The 19,579-nt window shown below is 70.5% G+C and carries 18 protein-coding genes, 1 tRNA gene, 2 pseudogenes and 1 riboswitch; of the genes and pseudogenes, 7 read left to right on the top strand and 14 right to left on the bottom strand.

What is annotated here, in order from left to right:
* Positions 1 to 14 precede the first annotated feature (14 nt).
* Both B9S61_RS04190 and B9S61_RS04185 read right to left on the bottom strand, forming a co-directional pair.
* Positions 15 to 1,487 carry an MFS transporter gene (locus B9S61_RS04190; protein WP_103540975.1) on the bottom strand — a complete coding sequence of 491 codons (1,473 nt, stop codon included), beginning with the start codon at positions 1,485 to 1,487 and terminating at the stop codon, positions 15 to 17.
* Positions 1,488 to 1,543: 56 nt separating this feature from the next.
* Positions 1,544 to 2,962, bottom strand: a complete 1,419-nt coding sequence (locus B9S61_RS04185) for a DUF445 domain-containing protein (RefSeq protein WP_103540977.1) — start codon at positions 2,960 to 2,962, stop codon at positions 1,544 to 1,546.
* 235 nt (positions 2,963 to 3,197) lie between these two features.
* Here B9S61_RS04185 and B9S61_RS04180 point away from each other — a divergent pair, with 235 nt between their 5' ends.
* Positions 3,198 to 4,592 (top strand): SGNH/GDSL hydrolase family protein, encoded by a 1,395-nt coding sequence (locus B9S61_RS04180; RefSeq protein ID WP_103540974.1) that lies wholly within the window; start codon positions 3,198 to 3,200, stop codon positions 4,590 to 4,592.
* 116 nt (positions 4,593 to 4,708) lie between these two features.
* Here B9S61_RS04180 and B9S61_RS04175 read toward each other — a convergent pair whose 3' ends face one another.
* From B9S61_RS04175 to B9S61_RS04160, 4 genes and pseudogenes are all read right to left on the bottom strand, one after another.
* Positions 4,709 to 5,494, bottom strand: coding sequence for a DUF1707 domain-containing protein (locus B9S61_RS04175; RefSeq protein ID WP_103540973.1), 786 nt, complete (start codon positions 5,492 to 5,494; stop codon positions 4,709 to 4,711).
* 129 nt (positions 5,495 to 5,623) lie between these two features.
* Positions 5,624 to 6,631 (bottom strand): ATP-binding cassette domain-containing protein, encoded by a 1,008-nt coding sequence (locus B9S61_RS04170; protein WP_103540972.1) that lies wholly within the window; start codon positions 6,629 to 6,631, stop codon positions 5,624 to 5,626.
* A gap of 7 nt (positions 6,632 to 6,638) precedes the next feature.
* Positions 6,639 to 7,403 carry an ABC transporter permease gene (locus tag B9S61_RS04165; protein WP_103540976.1) on the bottom strand — a complete coding sequence of 255 codons (765 nt, stop codon included), beginning with the start codon at positions 7,401 to 7,403 and terminating at the stop codon, positions 6,639 to 6,641.
* Between the two features lie 76 nt (positions 7,404 to 7,479).
* Positions 7,480 to 8,279 (bottom strand): annotated as a pseudogene (locus tag B9S61_RS04160) (ABC transporter permease).
* Between the two features lie 275 nt (positions 8,280 to 8,554).
* Here B9S61_RS04160 and B9S61_RS04155 point away from each other — a divergent pair.
* Positions 8,555 to 11,083, top strand: a complete 2,529-nt coding sequence (locus tag B9S61_RS04155; protein WP_374936180.1) for a transglycosylase domain-containing protein — start codon at positions 8,555 to 8,557, stop codon at positions 11,081 to 11,083.
* A 15-nt stretch (positions 11,084 to 11,098) separates the two neighbouring features.
* Here the strand turns inward: B9S61_RS04155 and B9S61_RS04150 are convergent, their stop codons facing one another.
* From B9S61_RS04150 to B9S61_RS04140, 3 genes are all read right to left on the bottom strand, one after another.
* Positions 11,099 to 11,419, bottom strand: coding sequence for a multidrug efflux SMR transporter (locus B9S61_RS04150; RefSeq protein WP_103540969.1), 321 nt, complete (start codon positions 11,417 to 11,419; stop codon positions 11,099 to 11,101).
* A gap of 32 nt (positions 11,420 to 11,451) precedes the next feature.
* Positions 11,452 to 11,515, bottom strand: a riboswitch (guanidine-III (ykkC-III) riboswitch).
* Between the two features lie 71 nt (positions 11,516 to 11,586).
* The gene (locus tag B9S61_RS04145; protein ID WP_103540968.1) at positions 11,587 to 11,943 is read right to left on the bottom strand and encodes a co-chaperone GroES; all 357 of its coding nucleotides are present in this window, start codon (positions 11,941 to 11,943) and stop codon (positions 11,587 to 11,589) included.
* 45 nt (positions 11,944 to 11,988) lie between these two features.
* Positions 11,989 to 12,318, bottom strand: a complete 330-nt coding sequence (locus B9S61_RS04140; protein ID WP_103540967.1) for a DUF3618 domain-containing protein — start codon at positions 12,316 to 12,318, stop codon at positions 11,989 to 11,991.
* A gap of 139 nt (positions 12,319 to 12,457) precedes the next feature.
* On the opposite strand from B9S61_RS04140, the gene bcp reads away from it, so the two are divergent.
* A complete protein-coding gene (gene bcp / locus B9S61_RS04135; RefSeq protein WP_103540966.1) occupies positions 12,458 to 12,925 on the top strand; it encodes a thioredoxin-dependent thiol peroxidase in 468 nt (155 codons plus the stop codon).
* A gap of 127 nt (positions 12,926 to 13,052) precedes the next feature.
* Positions 13,053 to 13,137 (top strand) — tRNA-Leu (locus B9S61_RS04130).
* 55 nt (positions 13,138 to 13,192) lie between these two features.
* On the opposite strand, the gene rdgB is transcribed toward B9S61_RS04130, so the two are convergent.
* The 4 genes from rdgB to B9S61_RS04110 all read right to left on the bottom strand — a co-directional run bounded on the left by rdgB (position 13,193) and on the right by B9S61_RS04110 (position 15,438).
* The gene (gene rdgB / locus B9S61_RS04125) at positions 13,193 to 13,795 is read right to left on the bottom strand and encodes an RdgB/HAM1 family non-canonical purine NTP pyrophosphatase (protein WP_103540965.1); all 603 of its coding nucleotides are present in this window, start codon (positions 13,793 to 13,795) and stop codon (positions 13,193 to 13,195) included.
* A gap of 37 nt (positions 13,796 to 13,832) precedes the next feature.
* Positions 13,833 to 14,231, bottom strand: coding sequence for a hypothetical protein (locus B9S61_RS04120; RefSeq protein ID WP_103540964.1), 399 nt, complete (start codon positions 14,229 to 14,231; stop codon positions 13,833 to 13,835).
* A gap of 142 nt (positions 14,232 to 14,373) precedes the next feature.
* Positions 14,374 to 15,111 carry a ribonuclease PH gene (gene rph, locus B9S61_RS04115; protein ID WP_103540963.1) on the bottom strand — a complete coding sequence of 246 codons (738 nt, stop codon included), beginning with the start codon at positions 15,109 to 15,111 and terminating at the stop codon, positions 14,374 to 14,376.
* Positions 15,112 to 15,204: 93 nt separating this feature from the next.
* On the bottom strand, positions 15,205 to 15,438 hold the full coding sequence (locus B9S61_RS04110) for a glucose PTS transporter subunit EIIB (protein WP_103540962.1): 234 nt from the start codon (positions 15,436 to 15,438) through the stop codon (positions 15,205 to 15,207).
* Positions 15,439 to 15,634: 196 nt separating this feature from the next.
* Between B9S61_RS04110 and B9S61_RS04105 the strand changes: the two genes are divergently transcribed.
* Positions 15,635 to 16,948 carry a PTS transporter subunit EIIC gene (locus B9S61_RS04105; RefSeq protein WP_103540961.1) on the top strand — a complete coding sequence of 438 codons (1,314 nt, stop codon included), beginning with the start codon at positions 15,635 to 15,637 and terminating at the stop codon, positions 16,946 to 16,948.
* Positions 16,949 to 17,157: 209 nt separating this feature from the next.
* Positions 17,158 to 18,408, top strand: coding sequence for a PTS transporter subunit EIIC (locus tag B9S61_RS04100; RefSeq protein WP_103540960.1), 1,251 nt, complete (start codon positions 17,158 to 17,160; stop codon positions 18,406 to 18,408).
* 74 nt (positions 18,409 to 18,482) lie between these two features.
* On the opposite strand, the gene B9S61_RS04095 is transcribed toward B9S61_RS04100, so the two are convergent.
* The gene (locus B9S61_RS04095; RefSeq protein ID WP_103540959.1) at positions 18,483 to 19,235 is read right to left on the bottom strand and encodes an MBL fold metallo-hydrolase; all 753 of its coding nucleotides are present in this window, start codon (positions 19,233 to 19,235) and stop codon (positions 18,483 to 18,485) included.
* Positions 19,236 to 19,436: 201 nt separating this feature from the next.
* Here B9S61_RS04095 and B9S61_RS42055 point away from each other — a divergent pair.
* Positions 19,437 to 19,579 (top strand): annotated as a pseudogene (locus B9S61_RS42055) (type II toxin-antitoxin system PemK/MazF family toxin); the annotation flags it as partial.

Here is a 19,579-nt window from a genome sequence, read left to right as displayed (position 1 = left end):
CCGTCAGCCCTCCGTCAGCCCTCAGCCCCCGCCGGCTTCGCCGCCGACAGCGGGGTCGCGACGTCCTCCAGGGCGCGGCGTTCCGCGTTCACCGCGAGGAACGCGGCCACGAGTCCCGCCGCGCACATCAGGCCCGCGCCGATCTGGAAGGCCAGGACCGTGTCGGCGACCTTCCCGGTGTTGGTGAGTTCGGCGAACATCAGGGGGCCGCTGATGCCGCCCGCCGCGGTGCCGACGGCGTAGAAGAAGGCGATGGACATGGCCCGGGTCTCCATCGGGAAGATCTCGGAGACCGTGAGGTAGGCGCTGGACGCGCCGGCCGAGGCGAAGAAGAGGACCGCGCACCAGCAGGCCGTCATGGTGGTCGCGTCCAGCGAGCCGCGGTCGAACAGCCAGGCCGTGGCGAACAGCAGCGCACCGGAGAGCAGATACGTCCCGGAGATCATGATCCGGCGGCCGACCGTGTCGAAGAGTTCGCCGAGCAGCAGCGGGCCCAGGAAGTTGCCGATCGCGATGACCGCGAAGTAGTAACCGGTGTTGCCGGACGGCACGTCGAAGAACTGGGTGAGGATCGCGCCGAAGCCGAAGGTGATGGCGTTGTAGAGGAACGCCTGGCCGATGAAGAGGGAGAAGCCGAGGGTGGACCGTTTGCGGTACTTGGCGAAGACCGTCCGGGCGATCTCGGTGAAGGTGGTGCGCCTGCGCTGATGGATGGTCATCTCGCCCTCGGCGGGGGGCAGTGGTGTGCCCGTCTCCGCCTCGATGCGCTTCTCGGCGTTCCTGACGATCTGTTCGGCCTCCTCCTCCCGGCCGTGGATCAGCAGCCACCGCGGACTCTCGGGGACGTGACGTCGTACGAGGAGGATCACCAGGGACAGGACGGCTCCCAGGGCGAAGGTCAGCCGCCAGCCGACGTTCGCCGGGAAGATCGACGTGTTCAGCGCGACGATCGACAGCAGCGCACCACCGACGGCTCCCAGCCAGTAGCTGCCGTTGATGATCAGGTCGACGCGCCCTCGGTGGTACGCCGGGATCAGCTCGTCGATCGCGGAGTTGATGGCCGCGTACTCGCCGCCGATACCGAATCCGGTGAGGAAGCGGAAGAGGAAGAACCACCAGGTGTCGAAGGCCACCGCGGTCAGCGCGGTGGCGGCGAGGTAGACGGCGAGAGTGATCAGGAAGAGCTTCTTGCGGCCGTAGATGTCGGTCAGACGACCCCAGAACAGGGCTCCCGTACAGGCGCCGGTCACGTAGAGCGCGGCGGCGATCCCGGTGATCTGACCGGACGTGATGTCCAGTCCGCTGCCGGGCTCCGCCAGCCGGGCGGCGATGTTGCCGACGATCGTGACTTCCATCCCGTCGAGGATCCAGACGGTGCCCAGACCGATGACGATGGACCAGTGCCAGCGCGACCACGGAAGGCGGTCCAGGCGCGCGGAGATGTCGGTCGTGATCGTGCGCCCCGCCGCGGGCCGCGCTGTCGCCATGGGCGTCCTCCTCAGGGGAGTGAACTCCCGTCGGGTGCCCCCGAAATCGCGCCGTATTACGCCCCCAGCGCCCGCGACGCCGTGTAGATGACCAGACCGGCGAGCGAGCCGACCACCGTGCCGTTGATGCGGATGAACTGCAGGTCGCGGCCGATGTTGGCCTCGATCTTCTTCGTGGTGTGCTCGGCGTCCCAGCCCGCCACCGTGTCCGTGATCAGGGAGGTGATCTCCCCCCGGTACGTCGTGACCACGTACACCGCCGCGCTCTCCAGCCAGCCGTCGACCTTGCCCTGGAGCTTGGGGTCGAGCGACATGCGCGCGCCGAGGGACAGCAGTGAGGCGCGCACCCGCAGCCGCAGTTCGCTGCGCTCGTCCTCCGCCGCGGAGACGATCATGGAGCGTACGGCGGTCCACGCGGAGGCGATGAGGTCCTGCACCTCGCCGCGGCCGAGGATCTCGCTCTTGAGCCGTTCGACACGGGCCCGGGTGTCGGGGTCGGACTGGAGGTCGGAGGCGAAGTCGGTGAGGAAGCGGTCGAGGGCGCCGCGCGCGGGGTGGGCGGGCATGTCGCGCATCTCGGTGACGAAGCGCAGCAGTTCCTTGTACACGCGCTCGCCGACCTTGCGGTCCACGAACCGGGGGGTCCAGCCGGGGGCGCCGCCGTGGACGGCGTCCATCACGGTGTCGCCGTGCAGCACCAGCCAGTCGTGCGCGCGGGTGACGATCACGTCGACGGCCCGTCTGTGGCCGCCGTCGGTGACGATCCTCTCCAGCATCTTGCCCATGCCGGGCGCGATCTCCTGGGCGTCGGCGCGGCGGGTGATGGCCTCGCCGACCACCGCCTGGACGTCGGAGTCGCGCAGCACGGTCAGCGCGCCGCGCAGGGCGGCCGACAGCTCCGCGGTCACCCGGTCGGCGTGCTCGGGCACGGCGAGCCAGGCGCCGAGCCGGCTGCCGATGCCGACGGCGCGCAGCCGCCCGCGGACCACGTCCTCGGAGAGGAAGTTCTCGCCGACGAACTCGCCGAGGGAGACGCCGAGCTGGTCCTTCTTGGTGGGGATGATCGCGGTGTGCGGGATGCGCAGGCCGAGCGGGTGGCGGAAGAGGGCGGTGACGGCGAACCAGTCGGCGAGCGCGCCGACCATACCGGCCTCGGCCGCGGCGGCGACATAACCCGCCCAGGGGCCGGCGCCCTGGTGGGAGGCCCACTTCGCCAGGACGTAGACCACGGCGACGAACAGCAGCATGCCGGTGGCGGTGAGCTTCATCCGGCGTACGCCGCGCCGCTTCTCCTCGTCCGCGGGGCTGAAGGTGTTCATCGCGCGGTTCGTGAAGGCGCCGGGGCGGGAAGGCTGGGCGTCGGTGTGGCGGGCCGCGGGATCGGCTGGTTGAGTCGGCGGTGCCGGCTGATCCGGGTCCGCCGGTCCCGTGGTCTTCCCCGGTTCCGGCGTCCGCGCCGGTTCAGTCCGCTTCATCCGCTCCACCCGCTCGGTGATCCCTCACACACTGTCCCTTCCTGACCGACTCCTGGAACGGAACAGGAGTTCCCGGCGTCTGTCCGGACGGGAATTGTCCAGGGGAATCACCTAAGGGTCCCTCCCCTCAGCCTTCCCGGCCCATGGCTCATCATGGGTTCATCAGATCGGAGCATCGGACCTCGCGTGTCAACCGTCGAGCACCGGACTCCCGTCTCCCGAGGAGAACACAGGCATGACCCGGGGGCGTGACGGGGGCGCGGGTACGCCTCCCGCCAAGCAGCGTGCCCTGCTCGCCGCGGTCGTCGCCGCGATCCTGGCGGTCTCGGCCGCCATCTGCGTCGGAGTCGCGGCCGACGACGGCGCCGGGCACCGTACAGCCGTCGCCGCGGGTCAGGGATACTCCGCCGTGGCCGGCGGTTCCGGCGGCCAGGACGGTCCGGCCGCTCCCGCCTCCACCGGCACCTGGGTCACCTCCTGGGCGGCCGCCCCGGTCGGCGGCGAGCCCGGCACCGAGCCGGCGGGGCTCGCGGGCCGCTCCGTGCGCAACGTCGTGCACACCAGCGCCGGCGGCAGCGCTGCCCGCGTCACCTTCTCCAACCTCTACGGGCAGTCCCCGCTGACCATCAGCCACGCCTCGGTCGCCGTCTCCGCGGACCCGGACACGGCGGCGGCACTCGTCGGCACCATGCGGCGCCTCACGTTCACCGGACACCCGTCGGTCGTCGTCCCGGCCGGCGGGCAGGTGATCAGCGACGTCGTCCGCATCGCCGTGCCGCGCGACGGGGACGTGCTGATCACCACGTACTCCCCCGCCGCGTCCGGCCCGGTGACGTACCACCGGCACGCGCGCCAGATCTCGTACGTCGCCGACGGCGAGCACACGCGGGACGTGACCGGGGCGGTGTACACCGGACACAGTTCCGTGTGGCGGTATGTGACCGCGCTGGACGTACTGAGCAACGACGCGGACGGGACCGTGGTCGTCCTCGGCGACTCGCTGACCGACGGGATCACCTCCACGACCGGGGCGAACACCCGCTGGCCGGATGTGCTGTCGGACCGGTTGCGGTCGGCGGCCGCGTCCGGGCGGGACGTTCCGCGGTACAGCGTCGTCAACGCGGGGATCAGCGGGAACCGGGTGCTCGCCGACGGGCCGGGGCGGCCGGCCGAGAACACGAGCGGGCTGCGCCGGTTCGAGCGGGACGTGCTGGCGCGGGCGAACGTCAGGGCGGTGGTGATCGTGCTCGGCATCAACGACATCCTGCGTACGCCCGGTGCCGCTGATCCGCAGCGGATCGTGGGAGGCCTGGAGACACTGGTCGGGCGGGCGCACGGACGGGGGCTGAAGGTGGTCGGGGCGACGCTGATGCCGTTCCGCGGCCACAAGGGCTACACGGAGGCCCGGGAGGCGGTGCGGCAGCGGGTCAACTCGGAGATCCGGGCGGGGGGTGTCTTCGACGCGGTGGCCGACTTCGACGAGGCGGTGCGGGACGCGTACGAACCCCGGCGGTTCCGGGTGGAGTACGACTCCGGTGATCATCTGCATCCGAGCGACCGGGGGTATGTGCGGATGGCGGGGGCGTTCGATCTGGATGCGGTGAAGGGTGGGGCTCCGGCGGAGTTGTAGAGCGGTGCGGGGGCGTGCCGGTGGGTGTCTCGCCCCCGCCGCCCCTTCCCGTCCCGTCCCCGGGGCTCTGCCCCGGACCCCGCTCGTCAAGCGCCGGAGGGGCTGGAACGGCCGGCTCAGCGGTCTTCGCGGGGGTGGGGTTCGCGCCGCTCGTGGGAGGTATGGAGGTTCAGGGGGTTGTGGCGGGGGGCCTCCAGCCCTCGGCGGCGCTCCTCCTTGCGTTCCAGCCTCTCCCGGCGGCGCTCCTCGCGCATGCGCTGCTTCTCCGCGCGCGGGAGCTTGCGCTGGACGCCCACGCCGCCCCAGAACGCCAGACCCGTGACGATCACCCTGGGGCCGCCGGGATCGCCCGGTACGCCCTCCTCGCTGTGGTCGAAGCCGCCCATGATGCCGATGCCGCGCACCACCACCTCGACGCCGGGCGGGACGATGACGTCCACCCCGCCCATGATCGCGACCGCGTTGATGACGATCTCGCGGTCCGCGAAGTACGCCTCCCGCAGATCGATCTCCCCGCCGCCCCAGAAGGCGAGGCAGTTGAAACGGCGCGGGGCGGTCCAGCGCCCCTTGCGCTGGAATCCCGACATCACGGCGACGGCCCATGTCGACGTACCCGCGTCCCCGGCGCCGTCACGGAGGACCCGGCTGCCCCAGTCGTCGCCCGGCTCCGGCTCCTTCGTCAGCGAGACGGCGGGCACACCCGGCGAGCCCCGGCCCGGCAGATCGCGGGTGATCGGCGCCAGCTCCCCGTATGTCCGTGCGCTGTACGTGGCGTCCAGCCGCTCACCGAACTCCTCCATGTCGAGACGGCCCTCCGCGAGAGCGTCCCGCAGGATGTCGGCGACCCGTTCACGGTCGGCGTCGGAGGCGCGAAGGTCCGGTGCGGCTGCGTCGTCGGTCATACACAGCAGCCTACGAGTTGTCTCCGTCACACGGCTACGAGGTACGGGCGGGAGAGGGCCGGGCAACGGCCACCGGCTCCGGCTCCGGCTCCGGCTACCAGCTACCAGCTACCAGCTACCAGCTACCAGCTACCGGACGGTGTGCCCGGCCGGGTCCGGTGGGGAGTCCGGGGTGTCCGCCGGTGTGTCCAGCATCCTCGCGATCACCGCCTCGATGTCCGGCTCCCGCACCGAGAGATCGACCAGCGGATACTCCGCCGCGATCCGCGCCACCAGACCCGCCGCCGACTCCGACGCCGGGAACGCCAGCCACTGCCGCGGCCCCTCCACCCGCACCACCCGCGCGGGCGCCGGCGCCTCGATCGGCGGGAGCTCCCGCTCCAGGTCCACCACCAGGGTCCGCTCGCTCTCCCCCACCTCGTGCAGCCCGGCGAGCGCGCCGTCGTACACCAGCCGGCCCCGGTCGATGACCATCACCCGCGAGCACAACTGCTCGATGTCCTGCAGGTCGTGCGTCGTCAGCAGCACCGTCGTGGCACGCTCTGCGTTCAACTGCCGCAGGAACTCCCGCACCCTGGCCTTGGACATCACGTCCAGACCGATCGTCGGCTCGTCGAGGTACAGCACCTCCGGATCGTGCAGCAGGGCCGCCGCGATGTCCCCGCGCATCCGCTGGCCGAGCGACAGCTGACGCACGGGGACGTCCAGCAGATCGGCGAGACCGAGGAGTTCGACCAGACGGTCCAGGTTCTCGCGGTACCGCGCGTCCGGGATGCGGTACATGCGGTGCATCAGCCGGTACGAGTCGATGAGCGGCAGGTCCCACCACAGCGTCGTACGCTGCCCGAGCACCACCCCCATACGGTGCGCCAGCCGCGTCCGCTCCCGGGACGGGTCGATCCCCGCCACCCGCAGCCGGCCGCCGCTCGGCGTCAGGATCCCGGTGAGCATCTTGATCGTCGTCGACTTGCCCGCGCCGTTCGGCCCGATGTAGCCGACCATCTCCCCGCGCGCCACCGTGAAGGAGAGCGAGTCCACCGCCCGCACACTGCGCCGCTCCCGCCTCAGGAACCCGGTCTTCCTGCGCACCTCGAAGACCTTCTCGACATCGACCAGTTCGATGAACGCGTCCGCCATGACCGCCCTAACTCCCCGTGCTCCGATACGACCTCAGGCCCGCCCGCCACACCGCCCCGGCCGCCGCGGCGCACACCACCGCCACCAGCGGCGCCGCGAAGGCCGCCCCCTCCGGCAGCCCCAGCGGGTAGGGACGCCCCAACAGGTACGCCGCCGGAACCCAGTTGGCGAACGCGAGCGGCAGTACGAACGTCACCCCCCGCACCAGGTCCCGGCCGAACACCGTCGGCGGATACTGCAACAGCGTGGTCCCGCCGTACGTGAACGCGTTCTGCACCTCGGACGCGTCCTGCGCCAGGAACTGGAAGGCCCCGCCCGCCACGAACAGCGAACCGAAGATCACCGCGCCGCAGACCACCGTCACCGGCACCAGCAGCACCTTCACCACGCCCCAGTCGACGTCCACCGCCACCAGCGCCCAGCCCAGCACCACCGACCCCTGCACACCCCGGCCCAGACGACGCAGCGCGAAACGGTCCGCCGCGACCTGGGCGAGCACCGGCACCGGACGCACCAGCAGCGTGTCGAACGAGCCGTCGCGCACCCGGCCGCCCAGCGAGGCCACCGAGCCGAACGCCAGCTGGGCGATCCCGAACGCCGTCACGGACAGCCCGTACAGCAGCGCCACCTCCGGCAGCGTCCACCCCCCGAGCGCGTCGACCTGCGCGAACATCAGCAGGATCGCCACGAAGTCCAGCCCCGACAGCAGCAGATTGCCGCACACCGTCAGCGCGAAGGAGGCGCGGTAGGTCAGCGTGGACCGGATCCACATCCCGGCGATCAGCCGGTACGCCCGCAGCCCCTCCACCGGCCGGGAGCGACCCCACGCCACCCGGACCTCCCGCACCTCAGCCACCCTGCACCACCACCCGCCGCGTCGCCGCCGACTGCACCAGCCGGCCCAGAGCCAGCAGCGCCACCGCCCACGCCGCCTGGAACGCGAACGCCCCGGACACCGCCGTCTCCCCCATCAGCACATCCGCCGGCACCTGGAGCTGCGCCGCCCACGGCAACACCCGCACCACATCACCCAGGGCACCCGGAAACGCGTTCAGCGGCAGCGTCATACCCGAGCAGAAGACACCCGTGACCATCAGGGCCTGCCCCACGCCCTGGCCGTCCAGCAGCCAGAACACACTCAGCGCGAACAGATAGCGGATCGCGAAACTGACCAGCAGCGCCAGCAGGAGCGACACCCCGAACGCCGCCCACACGGCGGGCTCCCCCGGCAGCGCCGTCGGGAAGAACAGCGCACCGAAGAGGAACGGGACCACGCCCCGCCCCAGCAACTGGAACACCGCCCGCCCCATGTCGTTCGCCAGCCACCACAGCTGCGGATCGACCGGCCGGTACAGATCGACCGCGATCTCACCCGTACGGACGCGTTCCATCAGTTCGACCTCGAACCCGCCGCCCTGGACCGCCAGCATCGCGAACAGCGCCTGCGCCAGCCACACGTACGTGACCGCCTGCGCCTGGTCGTACCCGCCGAGACCCGGCCGGGCCTCCCACAGCGCGAGATACGTGTAGACCAGGATCAGCCCGAACACGGTGTTGGTGAACACCCCGGCCGCGGTCGCCACCCGGTACGTCGCGTACCGCCGGAAACCCCCGCCACCACGGCCGGGTACACCCGCCACGAGCCCAGGCCGAGCCGCCACGAGCCCACACCCGCCCCCTCTTCCGTGTCAGGCACCGAAGCGCAGGAGCCTAGTGCGCGCACCCCTTCCCCTGCCACGCATTTCCCCCGCCGTCACCGGGGCGCGTGGCAGCACCCGGCAGAGCCGAACGTGTGAGAAGCCGCATGTGTGCGCTACGCGCGCCGCCACCGCGGGACGCGCGACCGGATGGGACAGTCTTGAATAAGGGGAACACACCAGGCGTACAGGTATGAACGAGGCGAAACAGGAGTCCGTGCACGACATGAGCGACGAGCCGCAGCCGCGACAGCCCCGGAAGGGCCGGGCACCGAGAGAGCCCCAGGCGGCCGCCGCCCCCGAAGGCCGGACGGCCGGCAAGGCCGGAGGCAGGGCGGAAGGCAGGGCGGGAGACCCCGCGGGGGCCGCGGCGGACGGCCCGGCGGAGAACAGGTCGGGAAGCGGGGCGGGAAGCGGGGCCGCGGGCCCGGCGGGAGCCAAGGAGGGAAGCACGTCCGGCGGCAGACCCCCACGCACCGGATGGCGCCGGATGGTCCCCACCTGGCGCATGGTGCTCGGCGCCTTCCTCGTCACCGGCCTCGTCCTCGTCGGCGGCTTCTTCCTCGGCTACCACCTCGTACAGATCCCCGCCGCCAACGCCCTCGCCACCCAGCAGGCCAACGTCTACCTCTACGCCGACGGCACCGTCATCGCCCGCGACGGCGAGGTCAACCGGGAGAACGTCACCCTCCCCCAGATCTCCGAGGACGCCCAGCACGCCATTCTCGCCGCCGAGGACCGCGACTTCCACACCGAGTCCGCCGTCGACCCCCAGGCCATGATCCGCGCCGCCTGGAACACCGCCACCGGCAAGGGCAAGCAGTCCGGTTCCACGATCACCCAGCAGTACGTGAAGAACTACTACCTCCGCCAGGAACAGACCGTCACCCGCAAGGTGAAGGAGTTCTTCATCAGCATCAAACTCGACCGCGAACAGAGCAAGGACGACATCCTCGAGGGCTACCTCAACACCAGTTTCTTCGGCCGCGGCGCCTACGGAATCCAGGCCGCCGCCCACGCCTACTACGACATGGACGCCTCCGAACTCGACGCCGGCCGCGCCGCCTACCTCGCCTCCCTCCTCAACGCCCCCAGCCAGTACGACGTCATCACCCACCCGGAGAACCGGCGACACGTCGAGAACCGCTGGAACTACGTCCTCGACGGCATGGTCGACGAAGGCTGGCTGAGCGAGGGCGAACGCGCCGGCATGACCTTCCCGACCCCCAAGGAGACCACCCACTCCACCGGCATGTCCGGCCAGCGCGGCTACATCGTCAGCATCGTCAAGAAGCACCTCACCGAGAACGGCATCGTCGACGAAGCGGCACTCGACACCGGCGGCTACCGCATCACCACCACCCTGCACAAGGACAAGCAGGACGCCCTCGTCGACGCCGTCAACGACAACCTCATGGACCGGCTCGACCGGAAGAACCGGGAGGCCGACACCTACGTCCGTGCCGGCGGCGCCTCGATCGACCCCAAGACCGGCAAGGTCGTCGCCCTGTACAACGGCATCGACTACGTCAAGCAGTACACCCCCAACGCCACCCGCCGGGACTTCCAGACCGGCTCCGCCTTCAAACCGTTCGTCCTGGCCTCCGCCGTCGAGAACAAGTCCCGCACCCAGGACGGCCGCCGCATCACCCCCACCACCCGCTACGACGGCACCAGCGAGCGCCCCGTCCAGGGCTGGCCCGGCGACCGCTACGCCCCCGAGAACGAGGACCACCGCGACTACGGCGACATCACCGTGCGCGAAGCCACCGACAAGTCCGTCAACGCCGTGTACGCGCAGATGGCCGTCGACGTCGGCCCCGACAACGTCCGCAGGACCGCCATCGCCCTGGGCCTGTCCAAGGACACCCCCAGCCTCGACGACGCCGGCCCCTCCATCGCCCTCGGCGTCGCCACCGCCAGCGTCCTCGACATGACCGAGGCCTACGCCACCCTCGCCAACCACGGCAAACACGGCGCCTACACCATGATCGAGGAAGTCACCCAGGGCTCGAAGACCATCGCCCTGCCCGAACGCCGCACCCGCCAGGCCGTCAGCCGCCAGGCCGCCGACACCACCACCGCCGTCCTGCGCGGCGTCGTCGAGAACGGCACCGCGACCGCCGCCCAGACCTCCGGCCGGCCCGCCGCGGGCAAGACCGGCACCGCGGAGGAGGACACCGCCGCCTGGTTCGCCGGCTACACCCCCGACCTCGCCACCGTCGTCGCCGTCATGGGCCAGGACCCCGTCACCGCCGGCCACAAGTCCCTCTACGGCGCCCTGGGCCTGCCCCGTATGAACGGCGGCGGCGCACCCGCCGAGATCTGGGGCCAGTACACCCGCGACGCCCTCGAGGGCGACCCCGTCCAGGCCTTCAACCTCCGCCTCCAGCCCGGCGCCTTCGCATCCCAGCCGCCCCCCGACTCCAGCACCGGCCCGTCCTCCTCCGGCGACCCCACCGGCGGCGACAGCGGCACACCGGACGACGAGGACACCGGCGGCGGCACCCCGGACGGCACGGGCGAACCGGCCGGGGACGGACCGACCGACAGCGACAGCGACGGCGGTACGGCCGGTGAGCCCACCGGCGGCGACGAGGGAACGACCGACGGCGACACCGGCACCGACACCGGCACCGGCACCGGCTCCCAGGACGGCCCGGGCGGCGGAGACGAATCCAACGGAGACGACCGCACCCGCCGCCCCGGCAGCCCGACCGGCACGATCACCCAGCCCGCCCGCCGGATCTGGTGAGCAGGAGCCCGGCCGTCAATGCCCGGAGGTCGCCTTCAGACCCACCACGGCGACCAGCAGCAGGCTGATGAAGAAGATCCGGGCGGCGGTCACCGGCTCACCCAGCACCACCATCCCGACCACCGCCGCCCCGGCCGCGCCGATCCCCACCCACACGCCGTACGCCGTACCGATCGGCAGCGTGCGAGCCGCGTACGACAGCAGCACCATGCTCGCGACGATCCCGGCACCGGTCAGCAGGCTCGGCACCAGCCGCGTGAAACCCTCGGTGTACTTCATGCCGACCGCCCAGCCGACCTCCAGCAGACCGGCCACCACCAACAGAACCCACGCCATGACAGGCACCTCCGGGACACGAACGAAACGGGGGTGCGTCGTCTTTGCCTTCACCCCGGTACGGCGCGTCTCGTCGGGGCCCACAAGGGGCCTTCCACCGTAGCCGAAGGCGGAAGACGGCGGATGGGGTCGGTGACCATGGTCACCGACCCCATCCGCTCTCAGGACTACAGGTACAGGCCGGTCGAATCCTCGGCACCCTCGAAACGGTCCGCGGCCACGGCGTGCAGGTCCCGCTCCCGCATCAGCACGTACGCGGTCCCGCGCACCTCGACCTCCGCCCGGTCCTCCGGATCGAACAGCACCCGGTCGCCGGGCTCCACCGTCCGCACGTTCTGCCCCACCGCGACCACCGCCGCCCAGGCCAGCCGGCGGCCCACGGCCGCGGTCGCGGGAATCAGGATGCCGCCCCCCGAACGCCGTTCGCCCTCGCTGGTGTCCTGCCGCACGAGTACGCGATCGTGCAGCATCCGGATGGGCAGCTTGTCGTCCTGGGAACCGTGCTCGTGTCTCTTGGCGCTCACGTCCTGAAACCTACCTGCCTTCGGCACGAACGTACGCGGGCGGGGTCAACGCCGGCGCCGACGGGTCCCCAGGGCCAGCAGCCCCACGACCCCCACCACCAGCACCGCCACCGGCACGACCCGCTCCAGCCGCGGCGAACCCTCCGCGTCCACGAACTGGCCCTTCACGTCGCTCACCACGCCGTTGACGCGCACATACGCCCGCCCCAGCGTGTGGTCCACGTTGGACACGACCCTGGCCTTCGCGTCCCCCATGATCGTCTTCGGGTGCACCCGCACACCGATCTCGTCCAGGGTCTCGGCCAGCGCCGCACGGCGGCGCTCGATGTCCGCCTCGATCTGAGCCGGGGTTCTGGTGTCCGCCGTGTCCGCCACCGTGTCGCCTCCGATACTTACTGATACCTGTGCCGGACAGTCTGTCAGTTCCACACCGCCACGCACGGTCAGGACCCCCGGTTACCCTCGATCCCGGCACCCGATCCACCCAGCGCGCACGTACGAGGAGACCAGACCGATGAGCGAACGCCTCCAGCCCGGAGACGCGGCCCCCGCCTTCACCCTGCCCGACGCCGACGGCAACGAGGTGTCCCTGGCCGACCACAAGGGCCGCAAGGTCATCGTCTACTTCTACCCCGCCGCCCTCACTCCCGGCTGCACCAAGCAGGCCTGCGACTTCACCGACAACCTCGAACTGCTGGCGGGCGCCGGCTACGACGTCATCGGCATCTCGCCGGACAAGCCGGAGAAGCTGGCGAAGTTCCGCGAGAAGGAGTCGCTGAAGATCACCCTCCTCGCCGACCAGGACAAGAAGGTCCTCGACGCCTACGCCGCCTTCGGCGAGAAGAAGAACTACGGCAAGACCTACATGGGCGTCATCCGCTCCACGATCGTGGTGGACGAGGAGGGCAAGGTGGAACACGCCTTCTACAACGTCCGCGCGACGGGCCACGTCGCCAAGATCATCAAGGACCTGGGCATCTGACGGCGCCGCACAGGGCGCCCGTACCGGATCCGCGGAGGTCCGGTCCCGGCCGTCACGCGTCGTCCAGCACCTGACGCGGGGGGGCCCACCGGGCGACGCCCCTCTCCCGGTACGATGACAGGCGCCAGCGGCGGTGGCGCAACCGGCGACGCAGCAGACTTAGGATCTGTGGCCCTTGATCGGGCTTGAGGGTTCGAATCCCTTCCGCCGCACAAAGAAAACGACCTGCGAATCGAAGGCTGATTCGCAGGTCGTTGTCGTAGGGATTCAGCCCAGCAGTTCCCGCACCACCGGCACCAGTGCCCGGAACGCCTTCCCCCGGTGGCTGATCGCGTTCTTCTCCTCCGGGGACAGCTCCGCGCAGGTGCGGGTCTCGCCCTCCGGCTGGAGGATCGGGTCGTAGCCGAAGCCGCCGGTGCCCGCGGGCGTGTGGCGGAGGCTGCCCGGCAGGCGGCCCTCGACGACCCGCTCCGTGCCGTCCGGCAGGGCCAGGGCTGCCGCGCAGGCGAAGTGGGCCCCCCGGTGGGCGTCGTCGATGTCCGAGAGCTGGGCCAGGAGCAGGTCCAGGTTGGCCCGGTCGTCGCCGTGGGTGCCCGCCCAGCGGGCGGAGAAGATGCCGGGGGCGCCGTTCAGGACGTCGACGCAGAGGCCGGAGTCGTCGGCGACGGCGGGGAGGCCGGTCGCCTGCGCGAGGGCATAGGCCTTGAGGAGGGCGTTCTCGGCGAAGGTGACGCCGGTTTCCCTGACGTCGGGGATGTCGGGGTAGGCGTCGGCGCCGACGAGGTCGTGGGGCAGGCCCGCGTCGGCGAGGATCGCGCGGAGTTCGGTGATCTTCCCGGCGTTGCGGGTGGCGAGGATCAGGCGGCTCATGGGCCCAGTATGTCTGGGCCCATGGTGCGCTCGTTCGCTACGGGGTGCAGACCTTGGTGAGTTCGCCGGCGGCGTCGGTGATGGGGCTGATGTCGGGGGTGGCGTCGCCGTTCTCGACGGAGGTGCGGACGTTGTCGACGGCCTTGTCGAGGTCGTCGACGGCCTTGGAGACATCGGCGTTGTCGGTCTTGTCGCCGATGTCGGTGAGGTTCCTGTCTATCGAGTCGAGGGACTCCTCGAGCTGGGTGACGTCGTTGCCGGCGTTCTCGACGGCCTGCTGCATGTCGGTGACGCTGTCGGCGATGGCGTCGGCGGTCTGGACGCAGTCCAGTGCCTTGTCGACGGCGGCGCAGCCGGTGGTGAGTCCGGCGGTCAGCGCGACGGCAGCCAGGGTGGCGGCGACGGCTGTGGTGCGGCGTCGGCGGCTCGAGGCCATGGACCGGTCCCTCCCTCGTCGGGCCGGTGCGGCCCGGTTCGTCTGCCGGGCGCCCGGTGTTGAGCCGTGCGCCCGTATCCGTTCAGACGCGGGGACGGCCGGCGCGGTTGCTCCGCGTCGGCCACTGTCCTTGGTCTGCCTTTTACCTTTCGAGGACGGTATCAAGGGCGGCACGCTGTGCGGTAGCGAGTTCGGTGCACCCGGTGACGGCGAGGTCGAGGAGGGCGTTCAGTTCGTCGCGTGCGAAGGGCTCCGCTTCGGCGGTGCCCTGGACTTCGACGAAGCGGCCGTCGCCGGTGCAGACGACGTTCATGTCGGTGTCGGCCTTGACGTCTTCCTCGTAGCGGAGGTCGAGGAGCGGGACGCCCGCGACGATGCCGACCGATACCGCGCTGACGGTGCCGGTGAGGGGCCGGCGGCCGGCCTTGACGAGCTTCCTGCCCTGGGCCCAGGTGATGGCGTCGGCGAGGGCGACGTAGGCGCCGGTGATGGCGGCGGTGCGGGTGCCGCCGTCGGCCTGGAGGACGTCGCAGTCGAGGACGACGGTGTTCTCGCCGAGGGCCTTGTAGTCGATGACCGCGCGCAGGGAGCGGCCGATCAGGCGGCTGATCTCGTGGGTGCGGCCGCCGATGCGGCCGCGGACGGATTCGCGGTCGCCGCGGGTGTTGGTGGCGCGGGGCAGCATCGAGTACTCGGCGGTGACCCAGCCCTCGCCGCTGCCTTTGCGCCAGCGCGGGACGCCTTCGGTGACGGTGGCGTTGCAGAGGACCTTGGTGTCGCCGAAGGAGACGAGGACGGAGCCTTCGGCGTGCTTGCTCCAGCCGCGTTCGATGGTGACCGGGCGGAGTTGTTCGGGGGTGCGGCCGTCGATTCGAGACATGGCGGTGAGCCTAGCCGCACGTACGGGAGGGCCCCCTTCCGCGGTGGGCGGGGGCCCCGATCGTGTGGCGTGCGGCGCGGCTTTCGCGGTGGTTTACATCATGTCTTCGATTTCGGCGGCGAGGGGGTCGGCGTCGGTGCCGATGACGACCTGGATGGCGCTGCCCATCTTGACGACTCCGTGGGCGCCGGCGGCCTTGAGGGCGGCTTCGTCGACCTTGGCGGGGTCCACGACTTCGGTGCGGAGGCGGGTGATGCAGCCTTCGATCTCGTCGATGTTGTCGATGCCGCCGAGTCCGGCGACGATCTTCTCAGCCTTGGTGGCCATCTTCGTTCTCCCTGATCCGAACCGCTTTGTCGCAGTAACCCACAGTTGGCCCAGCTTTGCGAGCGGTCGTGTCGTGGGTGCCGAATGATGGCGTCACGACAGCGGAACCGTCCTGCTTACTGGTCTACACCACCGGGTGGACTGCCGCCAAACCCCGTCGTGCCCGTCGTGACCGCGTTTCCGCGAAGGGGGCCGGATGAGCGCCGACAGTCCTGCCAGTGCCGAGCCTACGGTGAGTCCCGCGCGGGAGCGGTGGAACCGGTCGTTCCAGGGTCTGCAGAAGATGGGGCGGAGTCTGCAGCTGCCGATCGCGGTGCTGCCGGCGGCGGGCATCCTCAACCGGCTGGGGCAGCCGGACGTGTTCGGGGACGACGGGCTGGGCTGGACGAACGTCTCGAGGGTGATGGCGGGCGCGGGTGGCGCGCTGCTGGACGGTTCGCTGGGGCTGCCGCTGCTGTTCTGCGTGGGTGTGGCCATCGGGATGGCGAAGAAGGCGGACGGTTCGACGGCGCTGGCGGCGGTGGCGGGGTTCCTCGTCTACTTCAACGTGCTGCGCCAGTTCCCCGAGGACTGCCCGGAGGGGTCCAGAGCGGTGCCGCAGGTGGGGTGCCAGGTGACCGACGGGTCGGGGACGGTGACGGCGTTCACGTTCCAGAATCCGGGCGTGTTCGGCGGCATCGTGATCGGGCTGATGGCGGCGTACTTCTGGCAGCGGTTCCACCGCACGAAGCTGGTGGACTGGCTGGGGTTCTTCAACGGGCGGCGGCTCGTTCCGATCATCATGGCGTTCGCGGCGATCGTGTTCGCGGCGCTGTGCCTGTGGGTGTGGCCGCCGATCGGTGACGCGCTGGAGAGTTTCAGCGACTGGATGACGGGGCTGGGCGCGTGGGGCGCGGGCGTGTTCGGCATCGCGAACCGGGCGTTGCTGGTGGTGGGGCTGCACCAGTTCCTGAACGTGCCCATCTGGTTCCAGTTCGGTTCGTACACGAAGCCGGACGGGACGGTGGTGCACGGTGACATCAACATGTTCCTGGCGGGTGACCCGGACGCGGGGCAGTTCCTGTCCGGGTTCTTCCCGATCATGATGTTCGCGCTGCCGGCGGCGGCGCTGGCGATCACGCACTGCGCGAGGCCGGCCCGGCGCAAGGAGGTAGGGGGCCTGATGCTGTCGGTGGCGCTGACGTCGTTCGTCACGGGCATCACGGAGCCGATCGAGTACTCGTTCCTGTTCATCGCGCCGCTGCTGTACGCGGTGCACGCGGTGCTGACGGGTGTGTCGATGGCGGTGACGTGGGGGCTGGGGGTGCATGACGGGTTCAGCTTCTCGGCGGGGCTGATCGACTACGTCATCAACTGGAACCTGGCGACGCGGCCGTGGGCGATCATTCCGATCGGTCTGTGCTTCGCGCTGCTGTACTACGTGATCTTCCGCTTCGCGATCATCAGGTTCGATCTGAAGACTCCGGGGCGGGAGCCGGAGGAGGAGGTGGAGGACACGACGAAGGCGTGACCTCCTAGGGTGGAGGCGGCTGTTGGAGCCCTCGGACCGTGCGGTCCGGGGGCTTTTCGGCGCGCCCGGGGAGGGTTCCGCTTCGGCGTCCTGGGCAGGCACGGTGCGTAGCCCCGCGGTCGCTGATTCGTGGGTTCCTTTATGTGGCCTTCATCGTGTACAACAGGTCTACACCACTAGTGGTGTAGACCACCACCGATGGAGGAAGTATGAGCACCGCCACCGACTCGGCGGCCCCCGCGAAGAAGCGGGGTTCCGGTCTGTTCCAGGGCCTGCAGAAGGTGGGCCGCAGCCTTCAGCTCCCGATCGCCGTCCTGCCGGCGGCGGGCATCCTGCTCCGGCTCGGCCAGCCGGACGTGTTCGGCGCGGACGGCTTCGGCTGGGACAAGGTCGCCGCCGTCTTCGCCACCGCCGGTGGCGCGATCTTCGACAACCTGCCGCTGCTGTTCTGCATCGGTGTCGCCATCGGCTTCGCCAAGAAGTCCGACGGCTCGACCGCGCTCGCCGCGCTCGTCGGCTTCCTGGTCTACAGCAACGTCCTGAAGGCCTTCCCGGTCACCGAGGCGAAGGTCCAGGACGGCGCGGACATAGCCGCGACCTACAACAACCCCGGTGTCCTCGGCGGCATCATCATGGGTCTGCTGGCGGCGGTGCTGTGGCAGCGCTACCACCGCAAGCAGCTGGTGGACTGGCTGGGCTTCTTCAACGGCCGCCGGCTCGTCCCGATCATCATGGCCTTCGTCGGGACCCTCATGGGTGTCTTCTTCGGTCTGGTCTGGGAGCCGATCGGTGAGGTCATCTCCGACGCCGGCGAGTGGATCACCGGTCTCGGCGCCGCCGGTGCGGGCCTGTTCGGTCTGATCAACCGCGCGCTGATCCCGATCGGCATGCACCAGTTCGTGAACACCGTCTCCTGGTTCCAGATCGGTGACTTCACCAACGCGGCGGGCGAGGTCGTCCACGGTGACCTGAACCGGTTCTTCGCCGGTGACCCGGACGCCGGTCTGTTCATGTCGGGCTTCTTCCCCATCATGATGTTCGGTCTGCCGGCCGCCGCGATCGCCATCGCGCACGCCGCCCGCCCGGAGCGCCGCAAGGCCGTGATGGGCATGATGGTCTCCCTCGCGCTGACCTCCTTCGTGACCGGCGTGACCGAGCCGATCGAGTTCGCGTTCATGTTCATCGCCCCGGCGCTGTACGTGATCCACGCGGTGCTGACCGCCCTGTCCATGGCGATCACCTGGATGCTCGGGGTGCACGCGGGCTTCACCTTCTCGGCGGGCGCCATCGACTACGGGCTCAACTGGAACCTGGCGACCAAGCCATGGCTGATCATCCCGATCGGTCTGGTGTTCGCGGCGATCTACTACGTGGTCTTCCGCTTCGCCATCGTCAAGTTCAACCTGCCGACTCCGGGGCGCGAGCCCGAGGAGGAGCTGGAGGACACCACGAAGGCGTGAGCCGTCCTCGCGGAACATGACACCGGGGCCCCCGGAAGCCGTTCAGGCTTCCGGGGGCCCCGGTCGTTCACGCCTCAGATCTCGTACGTCGTCCCCGCCGCCGCCAGTCCCACCGGGCCGTCGTACGCCGTGCGGGCGTCGGTGAGGTTGATCTGCGGGTCGGTCCACGGGGGGATGTGAGTGAGGATCAGCCGGCGGGCACCCGCGCGGGCCGCCGTCTCACCCGCCTCGCGGCCGTTGAGGTGCAGGTCGGGGATGCTCTCCTTGCCGTGCGTGAAGGCGGCCTCGCACAGGAAGAGGTCGGCGTCGCGGGCGAGGTCGTCGAGCGCGGGGCTGACTCCCGTGTCGCCGGAGTAGGTGAGCGTCCTCCCCCCGTGCTCGATGCGGATGCCGTACGCCTCGACCGGGTGCGCGACGCGCTCGGTGTGGACGAGGAACGGGCCGATCTCGAAGGTGGACGGCTTGACCGTGTGGAAGTCGAAGACCTCGCTCATGGAGGACGCCGAGGGGGTGTCGGCGTAGGCGGTGGTCAGCCGGTGCTCGGTGCCCTCGGGTCCGTAGACCGGAAGGGGCTCGCAGCGGCCGCCGTCGTGCCGGTAGTACCGCGCGACGAAGTAGCCGCACATGTCGATGCAGTGGTCGGCATGCAGATGGCTGAGGAAGATCGCGTCGAGGTCGTAGAGACCGCAGTGGCGCTGCAGCTCGCCGAGGGCGCCGTTGCCCATGTCGAGGAGCAGCCGGAAGCCGTCGGCCTCGACGAGGTAGCTCGAGCAGGCCGATTCCGCGGACGGGAACGACCCCGAGCAGCCGACGACGGTGAGCTTCATGAAGCAGAAACCTCCGCTGGCGGGGGTGGGGAGACGGGGGTCGTGCGGTCCGTCGAGCGTAAGGCGCGAAACCTGTGGTCGCTCCTCCGCCAGGGGCTGTTGTGGGCGAACTCACCTGTGCTGTCACCGGTTCGGCTGGATACGGCGCACGCCGGGCCGGGAGGGGCGCGCGGTGGTGGCGCGCGCCGGTACGGTCTGGGCATGGACACGGCTTGGTGGCTCGCGCTCGCCGCGGTGGTACTGCTCGCGTTGGTCACCGCGCTCGTCGACGGGTGGGGGCGGGGGCATCGGCCCCGGCGGCGGCGCGGAGACGGCGGCGCCGCAGGCGGTGACGGCTCCAGGGG

Source organism: Streptomyces sp. SM1, from assembly GCF_002910825.1.
Classification (GTDB): Bacteria; Actinomycetota; Actinomycetes; order Streptomycetales; family Streptomycetaceae; genus Streptomyces; species Streptomyces okerensis.
This window is presented reverse-complemented; position numbering and strand designations above follow the sequence as displayed.

Coding starts and splice junctions, on each gene's coding strand:
- B9S61_RS04150 (WP_103540969.1), bottom strand. CDS start 11,419: ATGGCGTGGGTTCTGTTGGTGGTGGCCGGTCTGCTGGAGGTCGGCTGG.
- B9S61_RS04165 (WP_103540976.1), bottom strand. CDS start 7,403: ATGTGGATCCGGTCCACGCTGACCTACCGCGCCTCCTTCGCGCTGACG.
- B9S61_RS04175 (WP_103540973.1), bottom strand. CDS start 5,494: ATGACCGACGACGCAGCCGCACCGGACCTTCGCGCCTCCGACGCCGAC.
- B9S61_RS04155 (WP_374936180.1), top strand. CDS start 8,555: ATGAGCGACGAGCCGCAGCCGCGACAGCCCCGGAAGGGCCGGGCACCG.
- B9S61_RS04190 (WP_103540975.1), bottom strand. CDS start 1,487: ATGGCGACAGCGCGGCCCGCGGCGGGGCGCACGATCACGACCGACATC.
- B9S61_RS04120 (WP_103540964.1), bottom strand. CDS start 14,231: ATGGCCTCGAGCCGCCGACGCCGCACCACAGCCGTCGCCGCCACCCTG.
- rph (WP_103540963.1), bottom strand. CDS start 15,111: ATGTCTCGAATCGACGGCCGCACCCCCGAACAACTCCGCCCGGTCACC.
- rdgB (WP_103540965.1), bottom strand. CDS start 13,795: ATGAGCCGCCTGATCCTCGCCACCCGCAACGCCGGGAAGATCACCGAA.
- B9S61_RS04180 (WP_103540974.1), top strand. CDS start 3,198: ATGACCCGGGGGCGTGACGGGGGCGCGGGTACGCCTCCCGCCAAGCAG.
- B9S61_RS04170 (WP_103540972.1), bottom strand. CDS start 6,631: ATGGCGGACGCGTTCATCGAACTGGTCGATGTCGAGAAGGTCTTCGAG.
- B9S61_RS04100 (WP_103540960.1), top strand. CDS start 17,158: ATGAGCACCGCCACCGACTCGGCGGCCCCCGCGAAGAAGCGGGGTTCC.
- B9S61_RS04185 (WP_103540977.1), bottom strand. CDS start 2,962: ATGAAGCGGACTGAACCGGCGCGGACGCCGGAACCGGGGAAGACCACG.
- bcp (WP_103540966.1), top strand. CDS start 12,458: ATGAGCGAACGCCTCCAGCCCGGAGACGCGGCCCCCGCCTTCACCCTG.
- B9S61_RS04110 (WP_103540962.1), bottom strand. CDS start 15,438: ATGGCCACCAAGGCTGAGAAGATCGTCGCCGGACTCGGCGGCATCGAC.
- B9S61_RS04095 (WP_103540959.1), bottom strand. CDS start 19,235: ATGAAGCTCACCGTCGTCGGCTGCTCGGGGTCGTTCCCGTCCGCGGAA.
- B9S61_RS04105 (WP_103540961.1), top strand. CDS start 15,635: ATGAGCGCCGACAGTCCTGCCAGTGCCGAGCCTACGGTGAGTCCCGCG.